The sequence below is a fragment of the Neobacillus sp. PVCKKU3 genome (assembly GCF_058323225.1).
On the sequence record NZ_JBLVQN010000001.1, the window covers coordinates 284139 to 305318 of the forward strand.

Consider the following 21180-nt stretch of genomic DNA (forward strand, 5'->3'; position numbering starts at 1 on the left):
ATGAAAGTGAGTGGTCCATAAATGGATCTATTATCAATAAAAGACCCATCCTTTTTAAAAGGGATGTCCAATAAAGAACTGGAGGCTTTAAGTCAAGAAATTCGCCAATTCTTGATTGAAAAGCTGTCTGCCACTGGTGGGCATATCGGTCCAAATCTTGGGGTTGTTGAATTAACCATTGCTTTACATAAATGCTTTGACAGCCCAAAGGACAAAATTCTTTGGGATGTCGGTCACCAATCCTATGTCCATAAAATTCTAACCGGAAGAGCCTGTGAATTTGATACGTTGAGACAATTTAAGGGCTTATGCGGCTTTCCGAAACGGATTGAAAGCGAGCATGACGTGTGGGAGACAGGACATAGTTCTACATCTCTTTCGGCGGCTATGGGAATGGCAATTGCAAGGGACTTAAAAAAGGAAAAGAGCTTTGTCTTACCGGTGATTGGCGATGGTGCCTTAACAGGAGGTATGGCACTCGAGGCATTGAATCACATCGGCCATGAAAAAAAGGATATGATCGTTATTTTAAATGATAATGAGATGTCCATTGCCCCAAATGTTGGCGCGCTTCATAACATCCTTAGCCAATTGCGGACAGCGGGAAAATATCAATGGGTCAAGGATGAGCTTGAAGTCCTGCTGAAGAAGGTGCCTGCAGTCGGCGGAGTATTGGCTGCTACTGCGGAACGCATTAAAGACAGCCTAAAATATTTACTGGTTTCCGGTATGTTTTTTGAAGAGCTGGGATTTACGTATCTTGGTCCGATTGATGGCCATAATTTTGAAGATTTATTTGAAAACTTCAGCTACGCCAAAAAGACCGAAGGACCTGTACTTCTTCACGTAATCACAAAGAAGGGGAAAGGCTTTAAACCGGCAGAGACCGATAAAACAGGGACATGGCATGGGACCGGCCCATATAAAATGGATACCGGCGATTTTGTTAAACCAAATAAAAAGCAGCCACCGGCCTGGAGCAGTCTTGTCAGTGAAACTGTGCGCAGGATGGCACGAAGCGATGAAAGAATTGTCGCGATTACTCCAGCCATGCCCGTTGGCTCAAAGCTTGAAGGTTTTGCAAAGGAATTCCCAGACCGAATGTATGATGTCGGAATTGCCGAACAGCATGCGACTACTGTTGCGGCGGGCTTGGCAACCCAGAATATGAAGCCGTTCTTGGCGATTTACTCGACCTTCCTGCAGCGGGCATATGACCAGGTGGTCCATGATATTGCTCGGCAGAATTTAAATGTTTTTATCGGTATTGACCGGGCGGGACTAGTCGGTGCAGATGGCGAAACCCATCAAGGTGTGTTTGATATTGCCTTCCTAAGACATGTTCCAAATATAGTGCTAATGATGCCAAAGGACGAAAACGAAGGCCAGCACATGGTTTATACGGCATTGACCTATGATGACGGACCGATTGCCATGAGGTTCCCACGCGGCAATGGTTTAGGGGTTCCGATGGATGAGGGATTGCAGAGTCTTCCGATTGGGTCCTGGGAGGTTTTAAAAGAGGGCGATGATGCCTCTATTTTGACTTTTGGCACGACAGTTCCAATGGCCATAGAAGCGGCTGAAATTCTTGGAAAGCAAGGAATTTCAGTAAAGGTAGTAAATGCTCGTTTCATTAAACCAATGGATGAAAAAATGCTAAGCGGTATCTTGGACGAAAATATCCCTATACTCACCATTGAAGAGGCCATTTTACAGGGTGGGTTTGGCAGCTCGGTTCTTGAATATGCACACGATAAGGGATATTATTATTCGCAAATTGACAGAATGGGCATCCCTGACCAGTTTATTGAACATGGGGATGTCGGCTCCCTTCTTGAAGAAATCGGGTTAACGACTGAAGAAGTTGTGAAACGGGTTTCCATTTTGGCCAGGAAAAAACAACAAAGGGCATAATCAATGAAAAATAAAGAGCGTTTAGATGTATTATTGGTGGAAAAAGGTTTATTTGAAACCCGTGAAAAAGCCAAACGAGCTATTATGGCAGGGCTCGTTTATGGAAATGAAGAGAGGCTTGATAAGCCTGGTGAAAAAGTAAAAATTGATATTTCACTAAGCGTAAAGGGAAATGTGCTCCCATATGTTAGCCGAGGCGGACTAAAGCTTGAAAAAGCCCTCAAGGTTTTTGATGTAAGTGTCACGAATAAGGTTCTGATTGATATTGGTGCATCAACGGGAGGGTTTACTGATTGTGCCCTGCAAAATGGCGCAAAGATGTCATATGCCTTGGATGTTGGTTATAATCAGCTGGCGTGGAAGCTGCGTCAAGATGAGCGGGTGGTAGTGATGGAAAGGACGAATTTCCGTTATGTCACACCTGCTGATTTAAGCGGGGAAATGCCCAATTTTGCTGTAATCGACGTATCTTTTATATCTCTAACCTTAATTTTGCCTGTACTGAAAACACTTTTAGTTCCGGACAGCGACATTATTGCGTTAATTAAACCTCAGTTTGAGGCGGGCCGTGAACAGGTAGGCAAAAAAGGAATCGTACGTGATGAAAAAGTCCATTTGCAGGTTATAGACAAAATTATTGATTTTTCGATTACCCAGGGGTATACGGCAGCCAATTTATCCTTCTCTCCGATTACTGGCGGGGATGGAAACATTGAATTTCTTCTTCACCTTAAATGGGTAGGCGAACGGGAGGCAGGCGTTAACTCCCTGCCTGCAGAACCTGAGACAATAGTCAAAGAAGCACATAAAGAATTTCATACAAAACAACAATAAAAGGATGGGCGAATGCCTATCCTTTTTTGTTTGGCTTTTGTATATTACTGTATTTTTATGAAGAAAAAATGTACAAGTTCTCAAAAATGGGCTAACATATGAGTAGAAGTGCTCATTTTGTATTTAAACAGGAGTGGAATAATGAATAAAGGTCAACGTCACATTAAAATAAGAGAAATTATTGCGGGAAATGATATTGAAACGCAGGATGAGTTAGTCGAGGAACTAAGAAGTGCCGGTTATAACGTAACCCAGGCGACAGTATCTCGTGACATAAAAGAATTGCATTTGGTTAAAGTTCCGTTAAGCGACGGGCGTTATAAATACAGCCTGCCTGCGGACCAAAGGTTTAATCCGCAGCAAAAATTGAAACGGGCTTTAATGGATGCCTTTGTCCGTATTGATTCAGCAGGCCATATGCTTGTGATGAAGTGTCTTCCCGGCAACGCAATGGCAATTGGCGCGCTGATTGATCACCTTGATTGGGATGAAATTCTTGGAACCATCTGCGGTGACGATACGATGCTGATTATTTGCCGGACACCGGAGGATACAGAGGTTATTACAAAGCGTTTTTTAGATATGCTTTAATTTGGGGGAGAGTCTCTTGTTGTCAGAACTATCGATTAAAAATTTCGCGATTATCGAAGCCTTAACGATTTCTTTTGAAAAAGGTTTAACTGTTTTAACGGGGGAAACGGGCGCGGGAAAATCGATTATAATTGATGCCATTCATTTGCTAGCAGGAGGTAGAGGGTCGGCTGAATTTGTCCGACATGGCGAAGATAAGGCAGAAATCGAAGGTTTGTTTCAAATTGACGAACCTCAGCATCCGGTCTACTTAAAGGCGCTTGAATTTGGCATTGATATAGAGGAAGGTATGGTCATATTGCGGCGGGATATTTCCCGCTCCGGCAAAAGCGTCTGCCGTATAAACGGTAAGCTCGTAACCATTTCAACACTAAGGGAAATCGGTTCCGCTCTTGTTGATATCCATGGCCAGCATGAACATCAGGAACTGATGGATGAAACGAGGCATCTTCCGCTTCTCGACCAATTTGGCGCAGAAGAAATTGCTGCTTCTTTAGAAGAGTATCAGGAGGTTTTTGCACGCTTTGAGAAGACGCGCCAAAAACTTAAAGCGTTAAGTGAAAACGACCAGCAGATGGCCCATCGTCTAGATTTGATTCTTTTTCAGTTAAATGAAATTCAAAAAGCCGATTTAAAGCTCCATGAAGATGAAGAATTAACTGAGGAAAAAAGGAAATTGGCGAATTTTGAGAAGGTCTATGAGGCTTTTCAATTAAGTTATTCCGCATTAAACGGGGAGCAAAAAGGACTTGACTGGATTGGCATGGCCATGGGCCATCTCGAGGATGCCGGTTCCCTTGATAGCAGTTATAAAGCATTATATGAAGTAGTATCAAATTGCTATTATCAGTTGGAAGATGCGGCCCGTTCCTTAAGAAATGAAATGGATGACATGGAATTTGATCCGCAAAGATTACACGAAATCGAAGACCGCCTGAATGAAATCAATCAATTAAAACGAAAATACGGCAGAAGCATTAAGGAAATATTAGAATATGCCGCAAAAATAGAAGAAGAAATTGAAACATTGCAGAATAAAGAAACGCATATCAGTGAATTGGAAAAAGAATTAGCTTCCATCAATAAGGATTTAATGCTTGAGGCAAAAGAATTATCCGCCCTTAGGCAAAAGTGGGCTAAGAACCTCACTGGTCTTATACATACAGAGCTGAAGGAATTGTATATGGAAAAAACTGTTTTTGAAATACGAATTGAAACAGAGCCCCAGCATTTTTCAAAAACAGGAATAGACCATGTTCAGTTCTATATTTCCACCAACCCTGGGGAACCGCTAAAGCCATTGTCAAAAGTGGCATCCGGCGGGGAACTATCACGCATCATGCTGGCGTTAAAAAGTATTTTTTCCAAACATCAGGGAGTTACATCGATTATCTTTGATGAAGTTGATACGGGTGTAAGCGGAAGGGTTGCCCAAGCGATTGCTGAAAAGATTTATAAAGTATCAGTAAATTCACAGGTTTTATGTATTTCCCACCTGCCGCAGGTTGCAGCGATGGCGGATACTCACCTATATATATCGAAACTGATTAAGGGTGGAAGAACGACGACTTCGGTTAAGCCGCTAAATGAACAAGAAAAAATAAAAGAGGTTGGCCGCATGATTTCGGGGACCGAAATTACGGAGTTAACGAAGCAACATGCTAAAGAATTATTGCAAATGGCAGAAGAAAATAAAAAAATTTGAAAAGCTATCCATCTTGGGTAGCTTTTTTATATAGAACAAAGTTATAAATGGTTGTCAAGGAGGCAAAATTATAGATGTAGCCATTTCAATTGCAGAAAAAGAAGCGAGGAGAGTGAAAAGATTTGAAATTAGAAATCGTTAGAAAAATAATTGGTGGAATTCTCCTTGTTTCATTATTCAGCCTTATTTTTTTTCAGCCTATGCGTGAGTATGTAAGTGTTCCGAAGAATATTACCCTTTTTGAGGGGCAGGATTTTAGCTTTAAAAAGGCTGCATTTGTTTCAGCTTCGGTCCAATCACCCAATTCTAATATCACACTTGATCAGGAAAACCATTCAGTCGCTGTAAAAGCATCGGAAAACGGTAAGAACGAAATGCTATTAGAATTTGCAGGTATCCCCATTAAAAAGGTCGATGTTAACGTCTTAAAGGATTTTCGAGTGATCCCTGGCGGACAGTCGATTGGTGTAAAATTAAATACAGTTGGCGTATTAGTGGTTGGTCACCACCTAGTCAATACTGAAAACGGAAAGAAATCTCCAGGCGAAATTGCAGGAATAAAAATTGGCGATATCATTACAGAAATTAATGGAAATAAGATTGAAAAAATGGCTGATGTGGCGCCATTCGTTCAAAGTGCAGGGCAGGATGGAAAGCCGCTTGAAATGGCAATCAGCCGTGAAAGCGGTAAATTTACAACAAAATTGACTCCTTTGAAGGATAAAGGAGAAAACAGCTATAAACTTGGTTTGTATATAAGGGATTCGGCTGCGGGCATCGGAACGATGACATTTATTCACCCGCAATCGAAGAAATATGGTGCGCTTGGTCATGTTATCTCGGATATGGATACAAAGCAGCCAATTGTCGTAGAAGATGGACAAATTGTCCGCTCTACGGTGACTTCCATTGAAAAGGGGAGCAACGGTGACCCCGGTGAAAAACTGGCTCGTTTCTCATCAGATCGTGAAATTGTAGGAAATATTAAAAAGAATAGTCCTTTTGGAATTTTTGGTGAATTGAACAAAGAATTAAAAAATGGAGTATTGGATAAACCACTGCCAATTGCCTTATCCCATCAGGTAAAAGAAGGGCCAGCTAAGATTTTGACAGTGGTCAATGATGACAAAGTAGAAGAATTTAACGTAGAAATTGTTAGTACAATTCCGCAAAAGTTTCCGGCGACAAAAGGAATGGTCATCAAAGTGACCGATCCAAAACTGCTTGAAAAAACAGGTGGAATCGTCCAAGGAATGAGCGGCAGCCCTATAATTCAGGATGGAAAATTAATAGGCGCTGTCACCCATGTGTTTGTGAATGATCCGACCTCCGGTTACGGGGTTCACATTGAATGGATGTTAAATGAAGCCGGAATTAACATATACGAAATGCCGAAAAATAAAGCAAGTTAAATGATAAGCAAAATAGGATAATTTTCCTATTTTGCTTTTTCTTTGGTATAGATTTTTCGACAAAAATTAGTTATAATTTGGAAAAATGGCGTTTTTAGTCGAATTAACGAGAAAAATTAAGAAAAGATAAGATTTTATCACTATTTTAAGAAATATTAAAAAAATGAGAGGATTTTTTGTTGCATTGTCGAATTTCTAATTTAGAATAGAATTAGAGGATTTTTGACATTTACAAAATAGAGTATTGTGATAAATTGAGGAGGAACCAAGTTGAAGAAGATAAAAGTATGTGTCGTGGATGACAATAGAGAACTTGTAGGGTTATTGGAGGATTATATTTCTTCTCAAGATGACATGGAAGTGGCAGGTGTTGCCCATAATGGCCAGGAATGCCTGGATATGTTAAACACGATTGACCCAGATGTACTTGTTCTTGATATTATCATGCCTCATCTTGACGGGCTGGCAGTACTGGAGCGCCTTCGCGAGTTGAAAAAAGGAGTATTGCCAAATGTCATTATGTTAACAGCTTTTGGCCAGGAAGATGTTACGAAAAAAGCCGTGGAGCTTGGTGCCTCCTATTTTATCCTAAAGCCTTTTGATATGGAGAATTTAGGTAGCCACATTCGTCAGGTCAGCGGCAGCAGAAGCTCATTCTCCGCACGGAAGGTTTCCGCCTCCACCTATCGAACCCAGCCGGATGCAAAACCAAAGAATCTCGATGCCAGCATTACAAGCATTATCCATGAAATTGGTGTACCTGCTCACATTAAAGGGTACTTATATTTGCGCGAAGCCATTTCGATGGTATTTAATGATATAGAACTGCTCGGCTCGATTACAAAAGTGTTATATCCTGATATTGCAAAAAAATATAATACAACCGCAAGCCGCGTGGAACGGGCCATCCGCCATGCCATTGAAGTAGCGTGGAGCCGCGGAAATATTGATTCCATTTCGTCCCTATTTGGCTATACCGTCAGCATGTCCAAAGCAAAGCCGACCAATTCTGAATTCATTGCGATGGTGGCTGATAAACTGCGTCTGGAGCATAAGGCTTCTTGAAAGGAATAATAATAAAAAAGCCTCATTAGTTTTGAGGCTTTTTATTGTGCAATTTTTCTAGTTCTTTTTATCTTTTTCCAATTCTATTAATTTTTGAATGAGAATATGCTGTGGCATATGCATAATCTGTTCTAGTGGGACTTTTAGTTTATCGGCCAGTTTGACTGCAGTTTCAGGTGATATTTGTAAAGGTTTCATACAAGACCCTCCAATCTGTTTAAGGAAGTGAAAAAATGACACAAATATTTGCTCACCGCGGTTTTTCCGCAACGCATGCTGAAAATACAATGAGTTCCTTTCTGGCGGCTGAAAAAGCGGGTGCTGACGGGTTAGAGCTTGATGTCCAATTAACAAGTGATGGCGAAATCGTTGTCATTCATGATGAAAAAATTGATCGGACTACAAACGGGAATGGCTTTGTGAAAGACTTTTCATACAGAGAAATCAGGAAATTTAACGCCAATAACAAAGGGTTTAAAAAAGAACCAATTCCAGCTTTGGAAGAAGTTCTGGAATGGATGAAAACAAACAAGCTCTTATGCAATATTGAGTTTAAGAACGGTCTTATTCCATATGAAGGAATGGAACAAAAGGTAATAGAAATGGTAAGAAAATATAATCTGTCGGATCGGATTATCATTTCTTCCTTCAACCATTATAGCATTGTTACCAGTTATCGGTTAGCGCCAGAAATTGAAACAGCTCCGCTTTTTATCGAAGGAATTTACATGCCGTGGGTTTACTCGCAATCGATAAAAGCCAAGGGAATTCATCCTAAACATTCCACGGTACCGGATCAAATTGTCAAAACGACAATGGAAAATGGTATCGCTGTACGACCGTATACGGTTAATCGCGAAGCGGATATGCATCGCCTATTTAATGTGAATTGTACAGCAATTATCACAGATAACCCGGTTAAGGCTAGAAAGGTTCGAAAACAATATGAAAAGAGACCGTGACCACGGCCTCTTTTATTTTTTGGTCCTCGTATCCTTAAATCGAGCCTGTACCTTATTTCGTTTACGGTCGCGATAAAGGATAAATCCTGCTACAAAACCTAAACCGCCTAAAAGTAAAAGTAATCCGACGATAAATTGAAGCCATAATTTCGGAAAGGGTGCTTGCAGAACCCCAAAGGTCATGTCGCGCATTAATTTAATTCCAACCGCTGCCAAAAATCCAGGGATGACTAAAATGATGAGGGCAATAATCCGCTTCATAAAAATATCCTTCCGCTTTTTATTTAAGCATATCACATAAAAATAATAGTACATGGTTTTAATTTGTCAAGATGCGGGTTACGGTTTACAATTAATCTGAAAAAAATTGCATAATAATCAATCTAGAATAGAAAAATTTTGCGTACTTTGATACATAGGGGCGGATTTCATGCAAAATATCATGATAGTCGGGGCCGGAAAAGGCGGAAGTGCCATTTTAAAAATTTTAAAAGAATCGGAAGTGCTCAATGTCTCTGTCGTAATTGACCGGAATTTAGACGCCCCCGGTATCCTTTTAGCCCAAAAGGAAGGAATCAAAACCGGAACGGATTGGCAGCCATTTTTAACCGAAAACCTTGACATCATCATTGAAGTAACAGGCGATGAAAATGTTTTTCAAAAATTACGAAACGAAAAGAGTCAAAAAACGATTTTAATCCCAGGCAGTGTCGCCTTTCTTGTCTCTAAATTAATGGAAGAAAAAGAAGAGCTAATTGAAAAGCATCAATATGAATCCTATCTTCAGGAGCTTATTTTTAATTCGACCAATGATGGAATGGTGGTTATTGACCATCATGGATATATTATTCTTTTTAATCGAAGAGCCGAAGAAATGATGGGGGTAGACAAAGAGGAAATAATCGGTCAATATGTCACAGAAATCATCCCCCATAGCCGGCTGCCGATTATTTTGCAAACTAGAAGAATTGAAACAAATCAGGAGATGGTCTTGGGGAATGGCCGCAAGATTATCACAACTAGGATTCCGATTGTTGAGGAGAATGGAACTTTAATCGGTGCTCTCGCCGTTTTTAAGGATATAACCGAAGTGGTTAAGCTTGCTGAGGAAATCACTGATTTAAAAGAGATTCAGACGATGCTCCAAGCGATTATTCATTCTAGTGACGATGCCATTTCCGTCGTGGATGAAGAGGGCCGGGGAATTCTAATTAATCCCGCCTACACAAGATTAACAGGCCTCACACAGGAGGAAGTAATCGGAAAACCTGCAACAGCTGATATTTCCGAAGGTGAAAGCATGCACATGAAGGTACTGCAAACAAGAAGGGCTGTGAGAGGTGTGCCAATGCGGGTAGGACCGCACAAACGGGAAGTCATCGTCAATGTGGCGCCAATCATCGTAACCGGAAAATTGAAAGGCAGCGTCGGGGTCATCCATGATATGTCAGAAATGAAATCGCTAAGCAGGGAATTGAACAGAGCCAGGCAGTTGATTCGTAAGCTTGAAGCAAAATATACATTTGAGGACATTATCGGAAAATCGGATGAAATGATGCTTGCCATCGAGCAGGCCAAATTGGGAGCAAAAACCCCGGCGACAGTTCTTCTGCGCGGTGAATCAGGGACAGGTAAAGAATTGTTTGCCCATGCAATCCATAATGCGAGCGACCGAAAATATAACAAGTTTATCCGAGTGAATTGCGCAGCTATATCCGAATCGCTGCTTGAAAGTGAACTGTTTGGCTATGAAGAGGGAGCGTTTTCAGGAGCGATAAGGGGAGGAAAGCGAGGGCTGTTTGAGGAAGCTAATAACGGAAGTATTTTTCTTGACGAAATAGGCGAACTGTCCGCTAATACCCAGGCGAAGCTTCTCCGAGTTCTGCAGGAAAATGAAATTATCCGTGTAGGTGGAACTAAACCAATGACTATCAACGTGCGAATCATTGCAGCCACTAATGTCAATTTAGAAAAGGGTATTGCGAAGGGAAGCTTTAGGGAAGACTTATACTACCGTTTGAATCGTATGCCTATCCACATTCCCCCATTGAGAAAACGGAAAGAGGAGATCCCCTCGTTATCAGAACGGCTGATTCAAAAAATTAACCGTGATTACGGCCGGAACGTAGAAGGGATTACGCAGGCTGCTTTACATTTTTTGATGGAATATGACTGGCCGGGGAATGTCAGAGAACTGGAGAATATACTTGGCAGAGCGATTATTTTTATGAACTATTCCGAAACGCTTATTGATGTCCCTCATTTGCCACAACTAACAAGTAATATGGTACATAATGAACATTCCGATGATCGGATACAGGGTTCAATCTCTGTGGAGGGCACATTATCAGAAATGATAGAAAAGCATGAGGCAAAGATTATCCAGCAAACATTGGCCCGCCTCAACGGAAATAAAACACAAACGGCCAAAGCCCTTGGACTTTCAGTGAGAAACTTATATTATAAGCTAGAAAAATACAATCTTGAAAATAATAGCATGCAATAAATTTCAAGGTGTGAAATTTTTTGCGTGTTTACATTCTGATAAATAAAGCGTTTTCATAAAGAGAAATTTGGCATGATTATTGCATGTTAAATATATGGAGTTGCAGGAAAGGTGAAAGGGTTGATGATTACTTGCTGCTTGAAACATTGATTGACAAAGCAACCCAAAATGGTGCTAAAACAGTTGCAGTTGCGGCTGCAGAAGACAAGGAAGTGATTGAAGCAGTCCTTGATGCGCTAAATCGTAACTTGGCACATTTTTTACTATTTGGTGATCAAGAAAAGATCATGTCCATCCTTCAATTGAAAGGAATAGATGCAAATAGCGAGAATCGTCTTACGATTATCCATACAGCCTCATTAGCCGAAGCGGCTGATTCCGCTGTTAAAGCAGTCTCAAGCAAAGAAGCTCATGTGTTAATGAAAGGGAATCTTCCTACTAATATTATGTTAAAGTCAGTTTTAAATAAGGAATTTGGCTTACGGACAGGGAGTGTGCTATCTCACACGGCTGTATTCGAAGTGCCCGGATTTGAACGCTTTATTATCGTAACGGATGCAGCTATGAACATTGCTCCGGATTTACAGCAGAAAGTACAAATTGTCAAAAACGCTGTTGCCCTGGCCAAGGCTATTGGGATTGAAACCCCAAAGATTGCGCCGATTGCGGCTGTCGAAGAAGTAAACCCTGCCATGCAGGCAACCTTGGATGCTGCTGCGTTAACCATGATGAACAGAAGGGGACAAATAAAAGGCTGCCTTATTGATGGCCCGCTTGCATTGGATAACGCCATCTCAGCGCTTGCTGCCGAGCACAAAGGGATTCAAAGCGAGGTTGCAGGGGAAGCTGACATTCTTTTGGTACCTGTGATTGAAGTGGGAAACGCCTTATATAAATCATTAATTTATTTTGCAAATGCCAAAGTGGGTGCTGTCATCTCTGGAGCGAAAGCACCAATCGTCTTGACTTCAAGAGCCGATTCGGCTGAGAGCAAGCTATATTCGCTGGCATTGGCATTGTGTTCTGTATAGTACTAGTACACTTATTTTTCAGAGGAGGCATTAACATGGAAATTTTTAAGTACCTAGAGCAATATGATTATGAGCAGGTAGTGTTCTGCCAGGATAAACAATCCGGATTAAAAGCGATTATTGCCATTCATGATACAACCTTGGGGCCAGCACTTGGCGGTACACGGATGTGGACATATGAATCAGAAGAAGCGGCAATCGAAGATGCGCTAAGACTTGCTAAAGGGATGACATACAAAAATGCGGCAGCAGGATTAAATCTTGGCGGCGGTAAAACGGTTATCATCGGCGACCCGCGCAAAGATAAAAACGAAGAAATGTTCCGCGCTTTCGGGCGTTATGTTCAAGGCTTGAATGGACGCTATATTACAGCGGAAGACGTTGGAACAACTGTTGCGGACATGGACTTGATTCATGAAGAAACTGACTATGTTACTGGTATTTCTCCAGCATTCGGTTCATCGGGAAATCCTTCTCCGGTAACGGCATATGGTGTATACCGTGGAATGAAAGCCGCAGCGAAGGCGGCATTTGGTTCTGATTCCCTTGAAGGAAAGGTAGTCGCAATCCAAGGGGTTGGAAATGTAGCTTATAGTCTTTGCCGTCATTTACATGAAGAAGGTGCCCAGTTAATCGTTACTGATATAAATAGGGAAGCCGTTAACCGTGCAGTAGAAGAATTTGGCGCCCGTGCAGTGGACCCAAATGAAATCTATGGAGTAGAGTGTGATATTTATGCTCCATGTGCGCTAGGTGCAACGGTTAATGACGATACGATCCCACAATTGAAAGCAAGAGTAATTGCAGGTTCTGCTAATAACCAATTAAAGGAAACCCGTCATGGCGACCTCATTCATGAAATGGGAATCGTATATGCACCTGATTACGTCATAAATGCGGGCGGAGTCATTAACGTTGCGGATGAATTATATGGCTATAACTATGAACGCGCTATGAAAAAAGTAGAAACCATCTACAACAGCATTGAAAAAGTGATTGAAATTTCTAAGCGGGATGGCATTCCAACCTACGTGGCGGCAGACCGCATGGCAGAGGAACGGATTGAAAGAATACGCAATTCCAGAAGCCAATTCCTGCAAAATGGCCACAATATTTTAAGCAGAAGAAGAACCAGATAGAAACAACTGAAATACTTTAGCAAAGCGCTGAATGAGGAAATTCAGCGTCTTTGCCTTTAATATTCGAAAGTCAAGTGTTTCAGAAGTAAATTGGAGGTTTATCCGTTGCCAAATAAAGAATATCGAATTCTCGTCATTAACCCCGGTTCCACCTCCACAAAAATTGGAGTATTCGATAATGAAATTTCCATTTTTGAAAAAAACCTTCGACATGACATGGAGATTCTTAATACTTTTGCTAATATTATTGACCAGTATGAATTCAGAAAGAATGTGATTTTGGAGACACTGGATCATGAAGGAATCAATCTTTCGAAATTAAATGCTGTCTGTGGGCGGGGCGGCTTGCTTCGTCCAATCGAGGGTGGAACATATGCAGTTAACAGCCAAATGCTAGAAGACCTTAAGAAAGGTTATTCCGGTCAGCATGCATCTAATCTCGGCGGTATCATTGCCTTTGAAATAGCTTCGGGACTTAATATTCCTTCATATATCGTCGACCCGGTTGTTGTCGATGAGCTTGACCCCATCGCCAGAATCTCAGGCTTTTCATTAATCGAAAGAAAAAGCATTTTTCATGCGTTAAATCAAAAAGCTGTCGCCAGACGGGCTGCCAAAGAGCTTGGAAAAAAATACAACGAATTAAATTTGATTGTTACCCATATGGGGGGCGGAATTACCGTCGGAGTACATAAACAGGGCAGGGTCGTCGATGTCAATAATGGCCTCCATGGCGATGGCCCCTTCAGTCCGGAGCGTGCCGGAACAGTTCCGGCTGGTGATTTAGTTGCTTTATGCTATTCAGGTGAATATTTCAGGGAAGAAATTATGAAAAAGCTGGTCGGCCAAGGCGGGCTTGTCGGTTACCTTGGTACAAATGATGCACTGCAGGTTGAGCAACGAATCGCGGTTGGAGATCAGGAGGCAAAGCTGATCTATGAGGCAATGGCATACCAGGTGGCAAAAGAAATTGGCTCTGCCAGCGCTGTTTTGTCCGGAAAAGTGGATGCTATTTGTTTAACAGGCGGCTTGGCATATGGTAAAGAATTTGTTAAATCAATTATTGATCGGATTAAATGGATTGCGGACGTAATTGTCCACCCGGGTGAAAATGAGCTGCAGGCGTTAGCAGAAGGGGCACTTCGGGTCTTACTCGGGGAAGAAGAGGTTAAGGATTACCCAGGGAAATTTAAAACAGTGAAAATTTAGGGGAATTTGGGAGGGAACCAAATGGCACAAGAATATGATTTAGTCATACTTGGCGGAGGGACCGGCGGCTATGTAGCGGCGATCCGCGCCTCACAGCTTGGTTTGAAAACGGCAATTGTTGAAAAAGGCGAACTTGGAGGTACCTGTCTTCATAAAGGGTGTATTCCAAGTAAGGCACTGCTCAGGAGTGCGGAGGTGTTTGCAACAGCAAAGCGCAGCGATGAATTCGGTGTGATCACTGGAGAAGTTTCGGTTAATTTTGGCAAGGTTCAAGAACGAAAAAACAAAATTATTGACCAGTTGCATAAAGGTGTCCAGCATCTAATGAAGCAGGGGAAAATCGATGTATTTGAAGGAATTGGCCGGATATTAGGACCTTCGATTTTTTCGCCGATGCCAGGGACTATTTCCGTTGAAATGAACAATGGTTCTGAAAATGAAATGCTCCTACCGAAGAATGTCATTATCGCGACCGGGTCAAGACCGCGGACATTGCCAGGTCTTGACATTGACGGCGAATATGTCATGTCCTCTGATGAAGCCCTTCAGCTTGAAGCCCTTCCCAGCTCGATCATTATTGTGGGGGGTGGAGTAATTGGAATTGAGTGGGCCTCGATGCTTTCCGATTTTGGTGTAGAGGTGACTGTTCTTGAGTACGCAGACCGAATTATACCGACGGAGGATCACGAGATTTCGAAAGAAATGCAGCGTTTGATGAAGAAGCGGAAGATTAACATTATTACAAGCGCAAAAGTTCTTCCTGAAACATTGGTGAAAGATAATGGAGTGGCCATCTCGGCAGAAGTAAAGGGTTCGGTGAAAGAGTTCAAAGCGGAAAAGCTGCTTGTATCAGTAGGGCGGCAGGCCAATACTGAGGGCATTGGACTTGATAATACAGAGATCCAAATTGAAAAAGGTTTTATTGTAACGAATGAGGTTTTTCAAACAAAAGAATCCCATATATATGCCATTGGTGATGTGATAGGCGGGCTGCAGCTTGCCCATGTTGCCTCGCATGAAGGGATTATTGCTGTGGAGCATATTGCGGGTGAAAAAACGTCACCGCTTAATTATGCCCTAGTTTCCAGATGCATTTACAGCAGTCCCGAGGTTTCCAGTGTCGGTATTACAGAGAATCAAGCAAAGGAAAATGGGCATAAAGTAAAAGTGGGGAAATTTTCTTTCCGTGCCATTGGGAAAGCCCTTGTATTCGGTGAAGCAGATGGATTTGTTAAAATTATTGCTGATGAGGAGACCGATGATATTTTAGGGGTGCATATGATTGGTCCTCATGTTACTGATATGATTTCGGAAGCCGGCCTTGCGATGGTGCTTGATGCTGTACCATGGGAAATTGCCCACACCATCCATCCACATCCAACCCTTTCGGAAGCAATTGGCGAGGCGGCATTGGCTGTTGACGGGAAGGCCATACATGGATAGGTTTTTGGGAGAGAAATGATTTAAAGCGAACAAACGGGAGGAATGAAGTTTATGGTGGAAAAGCGTCATGAAGCTTTAGGCTTAAGCGATGAAAAAGTGCTGGAAATGTTTGAAACGATGCTTTTGGCCCGCCGTATCGATGAGCGGATGTGGCTGTTGAACCGTGCAGGTAAAATACCATTTGTAATATCCTGCCAAGGGCAGGAGGCTGCACAGGTAGGTGCTGCCTTTGCCCTAGACCGGGAAAAAGATTATGTATTGCCCTATTACCGTGATATGGGTGTCGTATTAACGTTTGGGATGACTCCAAAAGAGTTGATGCTGTCAGGTTTCGCCAAAGCAGAAGACCCTAACTCCGGAGGACGGCAGATGCCGGGACATTTTGGGCAAAAGAAGAATCGGATCGTCACCGGTTCATCGCCTGTAACTACGCAAGTTCCTCATGCGGTGGGGATTTCTCTTGCCGGTAAAATGGAGAAGAAGGACTTTGTTTCCTTTGTTACGTTCGGGGAAGGATCCTCGAACCAGGGGGATTTCCATGAGGGTGCCAACTTTGCTGGTGTTCATAAACTACCGGTCATTTTTATGTGTGAAAATAATAAATATGCGATATCTGTGCCAATTGAAAAACAATTGGGTTGTGAGAAGGTTTCTGACCGTGCCATTGGTTACGGCATGCCAGGTTATACAGTTGACGGCAATGACCCGTTAGAGGTTTATAAGGTTGTTAAGGAAGCGGCCGAGCGCGGGCGCCGCGGCGAAGGTCCGACTTTAGTTGAAACTGTTTCTTATCGTTTAACTCCGCATTCTTCTGACGATGATGACCGCTCATATCGGGCGCCTGATGAGGTTGCAAAGGCAAAATCGCAAGACCCAATCATCACCTTTGGTGCATATCTGAAGGAAACCGGCGTGTTGAATGATGTATTGGAGCAGGAAATCAATGACCGCGTCATGCAGATCGTCAATGAAGCCACTGACTATGCAGAAAATGCACCTTATGCAGCGCCAGAGGATGCATTGAAATATGTATACGGGGATCGTTAGGGGGAAGGAATATGGCAGTTATTTCATATATTGATGCAGTTACTATGGCCATTCGCGAGGAAATGGAGAGAGACTCTCGAGTTTTTGTTCTTGGTGAAGATGTGGGGCGAAAAGGCGGCGTTTTTAAGGCTACACAAGGACTGTATGAACAATTTGGTGAAGATCGCGTAATTGATACGCCGCTGGCGGAATCAGCGATAGCCGGTGTCGGAATCGGGGCCGCCATGTACGGAATGCGGCCAATTGCGGAAATGCAGTTCGCTGATTTTATTATGCCCGCAGTAAACCAAATTATTTCCGAGGCGGCAAGGATCCGCTATCGTTCTAATAACGATTGGAACTGTCCGATTGTCATCCGCGCCCCATATGGCGGCGGCGTTCATGGAGCTTTGTATCATTCACAATCAGTTGAGGCCGTATTTGCAAATCAGCCAGGCTTAAAAATTGTGATGCCATCCACCCCATATGATGTAAAGGGACTTTTAAAAGCGGCCATTCGCGATAATGACCCGGTGTTATTTTTCGAACATAAACGGGCCTACCGCTTAATTAAAGGTGAAGTGCCTACTGAAGATTATACCCTGCCAATTGGTAAAGCAGATGTAAAGCGTGAAGGAGAGGACATCACTGTTATCACTTACGGGCTTTGCGTGCATTTTGCCCTGCAAGCGGCAGAGAAATTAGCCAAAGACGGCATATCTGCGCATATTTTGGATTTGCGTACCGTTTATCCGCTAGATAAAGAAGCGATTATCGAAGCAGCATCGAAAACAGGTAAGGTACTGCTCGTCACGGAGGACAATAAAGAAGGCAGCATTATGAGTGAGGTTGCCGCCATTATTGCCGAGAACTGCTTATTTGAACTGGATGCCCCGATTAAAAGGTTAGCCGGCCCAGATGTTCCAGCAATGCCATATGCGCCAACAATGGAAAAATTCTTTATGGTCAATCCGGATAAGGTCGAAAAAGCAATGCGCGAGCTTGCGGAGTTTTAGGTTTAGGAGGATGAAATAGTGGCAACTGAACAAATTAAAATGCCGCAGTTAGGCGAAAGTGTAACGGAAGGTACAATCAGCAAATGGCTAGTCTCTGTAGGAGATAAGGTAAATAAATACGACCCTCTGGCAGAGGTCATGACAGATAAGGTTAACGCGGAAGTTCCTTCTTCTTTTTCAGGTGTAATTAAGGAACTCATTGCTGCCGAAGGTGATACAATGGCTGTTGGGGAAATTATCTGTACCATCGAAACGGAAGGCGGCGCTCCTGCTCCGGAGGCAGCTGTTTCCGCACCTGAACAAAAAGCGGCTGTAGGGAACGGTATTGCCACTCCTGTTGATCAGGGGAATCGGGCCAGGTATTCGCCGGCTGTTCTTAAGTTGTCGCAGGAACATGGCATTGATTTAACGCAGGTTTTAGGTACTGGTGCTGGGGGCAGGATAACTCGTAAGGATTTATTGCAAATCATTGAGTCTGGTAATATTCCAGCAGCAGGACAAAAAGCGGAGGCACCAGTGCAAGCAGCTAGTAAACTGCCTGTTCAGGAGGCTGTGGCTCCAAGTCAGCCTGCTCCAGCAGCTATTGCACCGGCACCTGCCGTATCGGTTCCGGTGGCAGCAGGGGATATCGAAATTCCAGTTACCGGCGTCCGCAAAGCGATTGCCACGAACATGCTACGCAGCAAGCATGAAATACCGCATGCCTGGACAATGGTGGAAGTCGATGCCACCAACCTTGTTGACTACCGCAATTCCATAAAAGATGAATTCAAGAAAAAAGAAGGCTTCAATTTAACATTCTTTGCTTTCTTTGTAAAAGCCGTTTCTCAGGCTCTAAAAGAATTCCCACAAATTAATTCGATGTGGGCCGGCGACAAGATTATTCAAAAGAAGGATATCAATATTTCGATTGCAGTCGCCACAGATGACGCTTTATTCGTGCCTGTCATCAAAAATGCCGATGAGAAAACGATTAAAGGTATTGCCCGTGAAATCTCTGACCTTGCCGTGAAGGTGCGGTCCGGAAAGCTTCGTCCGGAGGATATGCAGGGTGGTACGATAACAGTCAATAACACCGGCTCTTTTGGTTCTGTCCAGTCAATGGGCATCATTAATTACCCGCAGGCCGCGATCCTTCAGGTCGAATCGATTGTGAAACGTCCTGTTGTCATGAATAACGGGATGATTGCAGTTCGTGATATGGTTAATCTTTGTATGTCTTTAGATCACCGTGTTCTTGACGGGCTTGTTTGCGGCCGGTTCCTAGCTAGGGTGAAAGAAATCATCGAAAACATGTCTAAAACAACAACCTCTATTTACTAAAAAATTTGCCTGCAACAGCCGCCATTCAAGTTTTGATTGGCGGCTGTTTATTTTTTAAGTTTTGAAAATGTTTGCCTGAATCGAGGTTGTACCCTAAAATAGAATTAATTGAATATTAGTTCAATAAATATGCGGAAGGGGGATGAGGAGTTTGAAAAATATACGTAATCAATCTTTCCCTGTAAAAACAATAGATGATTGGAAGGAACAGGCCGAGAAATCATTAAAAGGGAAAAAGATTGAATTATTACAAAGTACCACCTATGAAAACATTGTTTTGAAACCGCTTTATACCGAGCAGGATGAACAACAGGTACCTGACTATCCAGGAGGATCTGATTTTAGAAGGGGAATTGCCCCATTAGGATATGTAACAGACGAATGGAAAGTTGCCCAGAAAATATCTTATCAAACACCCGAAGAACTTAAACAAAAGCTTCAAGAGGCCCTTGAACAGGGACAAACAGCAATTTCTTTTGAAGTTTCGAAAAACAATAGTTTTCCAGATTTATTGGCGGGTTTAGAGAAAAAATACCCATTTGCTATCAACGCCAGATGGGAACTGAATGACATTTTAAAAAATCTTGCCGGCCAGTATAGTGATGGAACAAACCTTACAGGCTACATAGGCAATGATCCCGTTTCCCTATTTGCAGAAGTTGGAGCAATCGAAGAGGAATTACTTAAAGAACGGACCAGTCAAATCCTGCAAGCAGATGGAAAGTTTCCTAATTTACGTACTGTTCTTGTCGACACCACTCCGTACCATAATGGCGGAGCTAATGCTGTTCAAGAGCTCGGGATTGCCGCAGCCACAGGAGTCTATTACTTACAGGAGCTTCTTGATAATGGCATGAACATTGAAAAAGCTCTATCAAAAATAATTTTCCAATTTTCCATCGGCAGCAACTTTTTTATGGAACTCTCCAAGCTTAGAGCAGCCCGCGTAATCTGGAAGCGGATTGCGGAACTTTACGGTGCCGAAGCGGAAGCAAGGGGTATGCAGATTGCCGCCACAACCTCATCTTTTACAAAAACTATCTTTGACTCTCATGTCAATATCCTTCGTTCCGCCAACGAGGCATTTGCCGCTGTTTTAGGGGGAGCCCAATATTTGCTTGTGGAGCCATTTAATGAATTGACTGGGCCTACTTCTTTCTCCGAACGGATTGCTCGCAACATCCAGCTAATTCTAAAAGAAGAAGCACACTTGCAGAAGGTGGTTGACCCTGCAGGCGGCTCTTGGTATGTGGAGACGCTGACCAATCAGCTAGCGGAAAATGGATGGGAATTTTTTAAGGAAATTGAGGCTGCGGGAGGCATTTTGGAGGCATTAAAGTCAAACTGGCTTCAACAGCAAATTGCTGCTGTTTATGAAAAAAGGAACCTCGATATTCAAATAAGAAAGCAAAGTATCGTCGGGACAAATGTTTATGCCAAATTGGATGAAGCGGTACCTAGCCAAAAGCAGCTAATGAAAATGGCCGTAGCCACAAAAGACTTCAAGGCCATCCGTCAGCACAGATTAGCAGAACCATATGAGGAGCTTCGCTTCAAGGCAAACCAATTACAGGAAACAACAGGTGCTGCACCTTCAGTCGGCATGCTATGTCTAGGCGAACTAAAGCAGCATAAACCAAGACTTGATTTCATGAAGGGCTTTCTTGCAGCCGGTGGAATCCATCCTGCTGAAAGCAAGCCGGTCCACACGATAGAGGATGCCAGACAATTTATCATAGACTTAAAAACTAACTTTGTCTGCATTTGCGGAACAAATGAACAGTATGAGCAAATCGGACATGAGATGCTGACAGCGTTAAAATCTGAATTTCCAAACCTAATCTTCCTTCTGGCTGGGCTTCCTGAAAAAGAACTGCAGGCCCAGTGGTACGAAGAGGGGCTTAAGCGGTTTATTCATGTAAAAAGCAATTGCTGTGAAACCATCGATGAAATCCTATCTGACATGGAGGTGAACTCTCTTGAACAAACAAAAGCCTGATT

General features: G+C 42.7%; 18 protein-coding genes. 16 read left to right on the forward strand and 2 right to left on the reverse strand.

What is annotated here, in order from left to right:
- The first annotated feature begins 21 nt into the window (after positions 1-21).
- From dxs to spo0A, 6 genes are all read left to right on the forward strand, one after another.
- Positions 22-1917, forward strand: a complete 1896-nt coding sequence (dxs, locus tag ACNQGS_RS01510; RefSeq protein ID WP_491485782.1) for a 1-deoxy-D-xylulose-5-phosphate synthase — start codon at positions 22-24, stop codon at positions 1915-1917.
- 3 nt (positions 1918-1920) lie between these two features.
- Positions 1921-2751 (forward strand): TlyA family RNA methyltransferase, encoded by an 831-nt coding sequence (locus ACNQGS_RS01515; protein ID WP_491485783.1) that lies wholly within the window; start codon positions 1921-1923, stop codon positions 2749-2751.
- Positions 2752-2892: 141 nt separating this feature from the next.
- A complete protein-coding gene (ahrC, locus tag ACNQGS_RS01520; RefSeq protein WP_213120243.1) occupies positions 2893-3342 on the forward strand; it encodes a transcriptional regulator AhrC/ArgR in 450 nt (149 codons plus the stop codon).
- Positions 3343-3358: 16 nt separating this feature from the next.
- Positions 3359-5047, forward strand: a complete 1689-nt coding sequence (gene recN / locus ACNQGS_RS01525; protein WP_491485784.1) for a DNA repair protein RecN — start codon at positions 3359-3361, stop codon at positions 5045-5047.
- A 122-nt stretch (positions 5048-5169) separates the two neighbouring features.
- Positions 5170-6459: a SpoIVB peptidase gene (gene spoIVB, locus ACNQGS_RS01530; protein WP_491485785.1), complete on the forward strand. Its 1290-nt coding sequence runs from the start codon at positions 5170-5172 to the stop codon at positions 6457-6459.
- A gap of 270 nt (positions 6460-6729) precedes the next feature.
- Positions 6730-7524 carry a sporulation transcription factor Spo0A gene (gene spo0A, locus ACNQGS_RS01535; RefSeq protein ID WP_213144912.1) on the forward strand — a complete coding sequence of 265 codons (795 nt, stop codon included), beginning with the start codon at positions 6730-6732 and terminating at the stop codon, positions 7522-7524.
- Positions 7525-7581: 57 nt separating this feature from the next.
- Here the strand turns inward: spo0A and ACNQGS_RS01540 are convergent, their stop codons facing one another.
- A complete protein-coding gene (locus tag ACNQGS_RS01540) occupies positions 7582-7722 on the reverse strand; it encodes a YycC family protein (RefSeq protein WP_491485786.1) in 141 nt (46 codons plus the stop codon).
- A 35-nt stretch (positions 7723-7757) separates the two neighbouring features.
- Between ACNQGS_RS01540 and ACNQGS_RS01545 the strand changes: the two genes are divergently transcribed.
- Positions 7758-8486 (forward strand): glycerophosphodiester phosphodiesterase, encoded by a 729-nt coding sequence (locus tag ACNQGS_RS01545; protein ID WP_491485787.1) that lies wholly within the window; start codon positions 7758-7760, stop codon positions 8484-8486.
- A gap of 12 nt (positions 8487-8498) precedes the next feature.
- On the opposite strand, the gene ACNQGS_RS01550 is transcribed toward ACNQGS_RS01545, so the two are convergent.
- Positions 8499-8747 carry a DUF2627 domain-containing protein gene (locus ACNQGS_RS01550; protein ID WP_213144915.1) on the reverse strand — a complete coding sequence of 83 codons (249 nt, stop codon included), beginning with the start codon at positions 8745-8747 and terminating at the stop codon, positions 8499-8501.
- Between the two features lie 169 nt (positions 8748-8916).
- On the opposite strand from ACNQGS_RS01550, the gene ACNQGS_RS01555 reads away from it, so the two are divergent.
- From ACNQGS_RS01555 to ACNQGS_RS01595, 9 genes are all read left to right on the forward strand, one after another.
- A complete protein-coding gene (locus ACNQGS_RS01555) occupies positions 8917-10992 on the forward strand; it encodes a sigma-54 interaction domain-containing protein (RefSeq protein WP_491485789.1) in 2076 nt (691 codons plus the stop codon).
- A gap of 83 nt (positions 10993-11075) precedes the next feature.
- Positions 11076-12023, forward strand: a complete 948-nt coding sequence (yqiS, locus tag ACNQGS_RS01560) for a phosphate butyryltransferase (RefSeq protein ID WP_491485790.1) — start codon at positions 11076-11078, stop codon at positions 12021-12023.
- Positions 12024-12058: 35 nt separating this feature from the next.
- Complete coding sequence (gene bcd, locus ACNQGS_RS01565) at positions 12059-13162, forward strand: branched-chain amino acid dehydrogenase (protein ID WP_378584019.1); 1104 nt, start codon at positions 12059-12061, stop codon at positions 13160-13162.
- Positions 13163-13267: 105 nt separating this feature from the next.
- Positions 13268-14371 (forward strand): butyrate kinase, encoded by a 1104-nt coding sequence (gene buk / locus ACNQGS_RS01570; RefSeq protein ID WP_491485791.1) that lies wholly within the window; start codon positions 13268-13270, stop codon positions 14369-14371.
- 21 nt (positions 14372-14392) lie between these two features.
- Positions 14393-15814: a dihydrolipoyl dehydrogenase gene (lpdA, locus tag ACNQGS_RS01575; RefSeq protein WP_491485792.1), complete on the forward strand. Its 1422-nt coding sequence runs from the start codon at positions 14393-14395 to the stop codon at positions 15812-15814.
- A gap of 42 nt (positions 15815-15856) precedes the next feature.
- Positions 15857-16861, forward strand: a complete 1005-nt coding sequence (locus ACNQGS_RS01580) for a thiamine pyrophosphate-dependent dehydrogenase E1 component subunit alpha (protein ID WP_491485794.1) — start codon at positions 15857-15859, stop codon at positions 16859-16861.
- An 11-nt stretch (positions 16862-16872) separates the two neighbouring features.
- Positions 16873-17856 (forward strand): alpha-ketoacid dehydrogenase subunit beta, encoded by a 984-nt coding sequence (locus ACNQGS_RS01585; RefSeq protein ID WP_423799034.1) that lies wholly within the window; start codon positions 16873-16875, stop codon positions 17854-17856.
- Positions 17857-17874: 18 nt separating this feature from the next.
- Positions 17875-19179 (forward strand): dihydrolipoamide acetyltransferase family protein, encoded by a 1305-nt coding sequence (locus ACNQGS_RS01590; RefSeq protein ID WP_491485796.1) that lies wholly within the window; start codon positions 17875-17877, stop codon positions 19177-19179.
- Between the two features lie 142 nt (positions 19180-19321).
- Entirely contained in the window at positions 19322-21178 is a 1857-nt protein-coding gene (locus ACNQGS_RS01595; protein ID WP_491485797.1) for a methylmalonyl-CoA mutase family protein, read from the forward strand.
- The last annotated feature ends 2 nt before the right edge of the window (positions 21179-21180 follow it).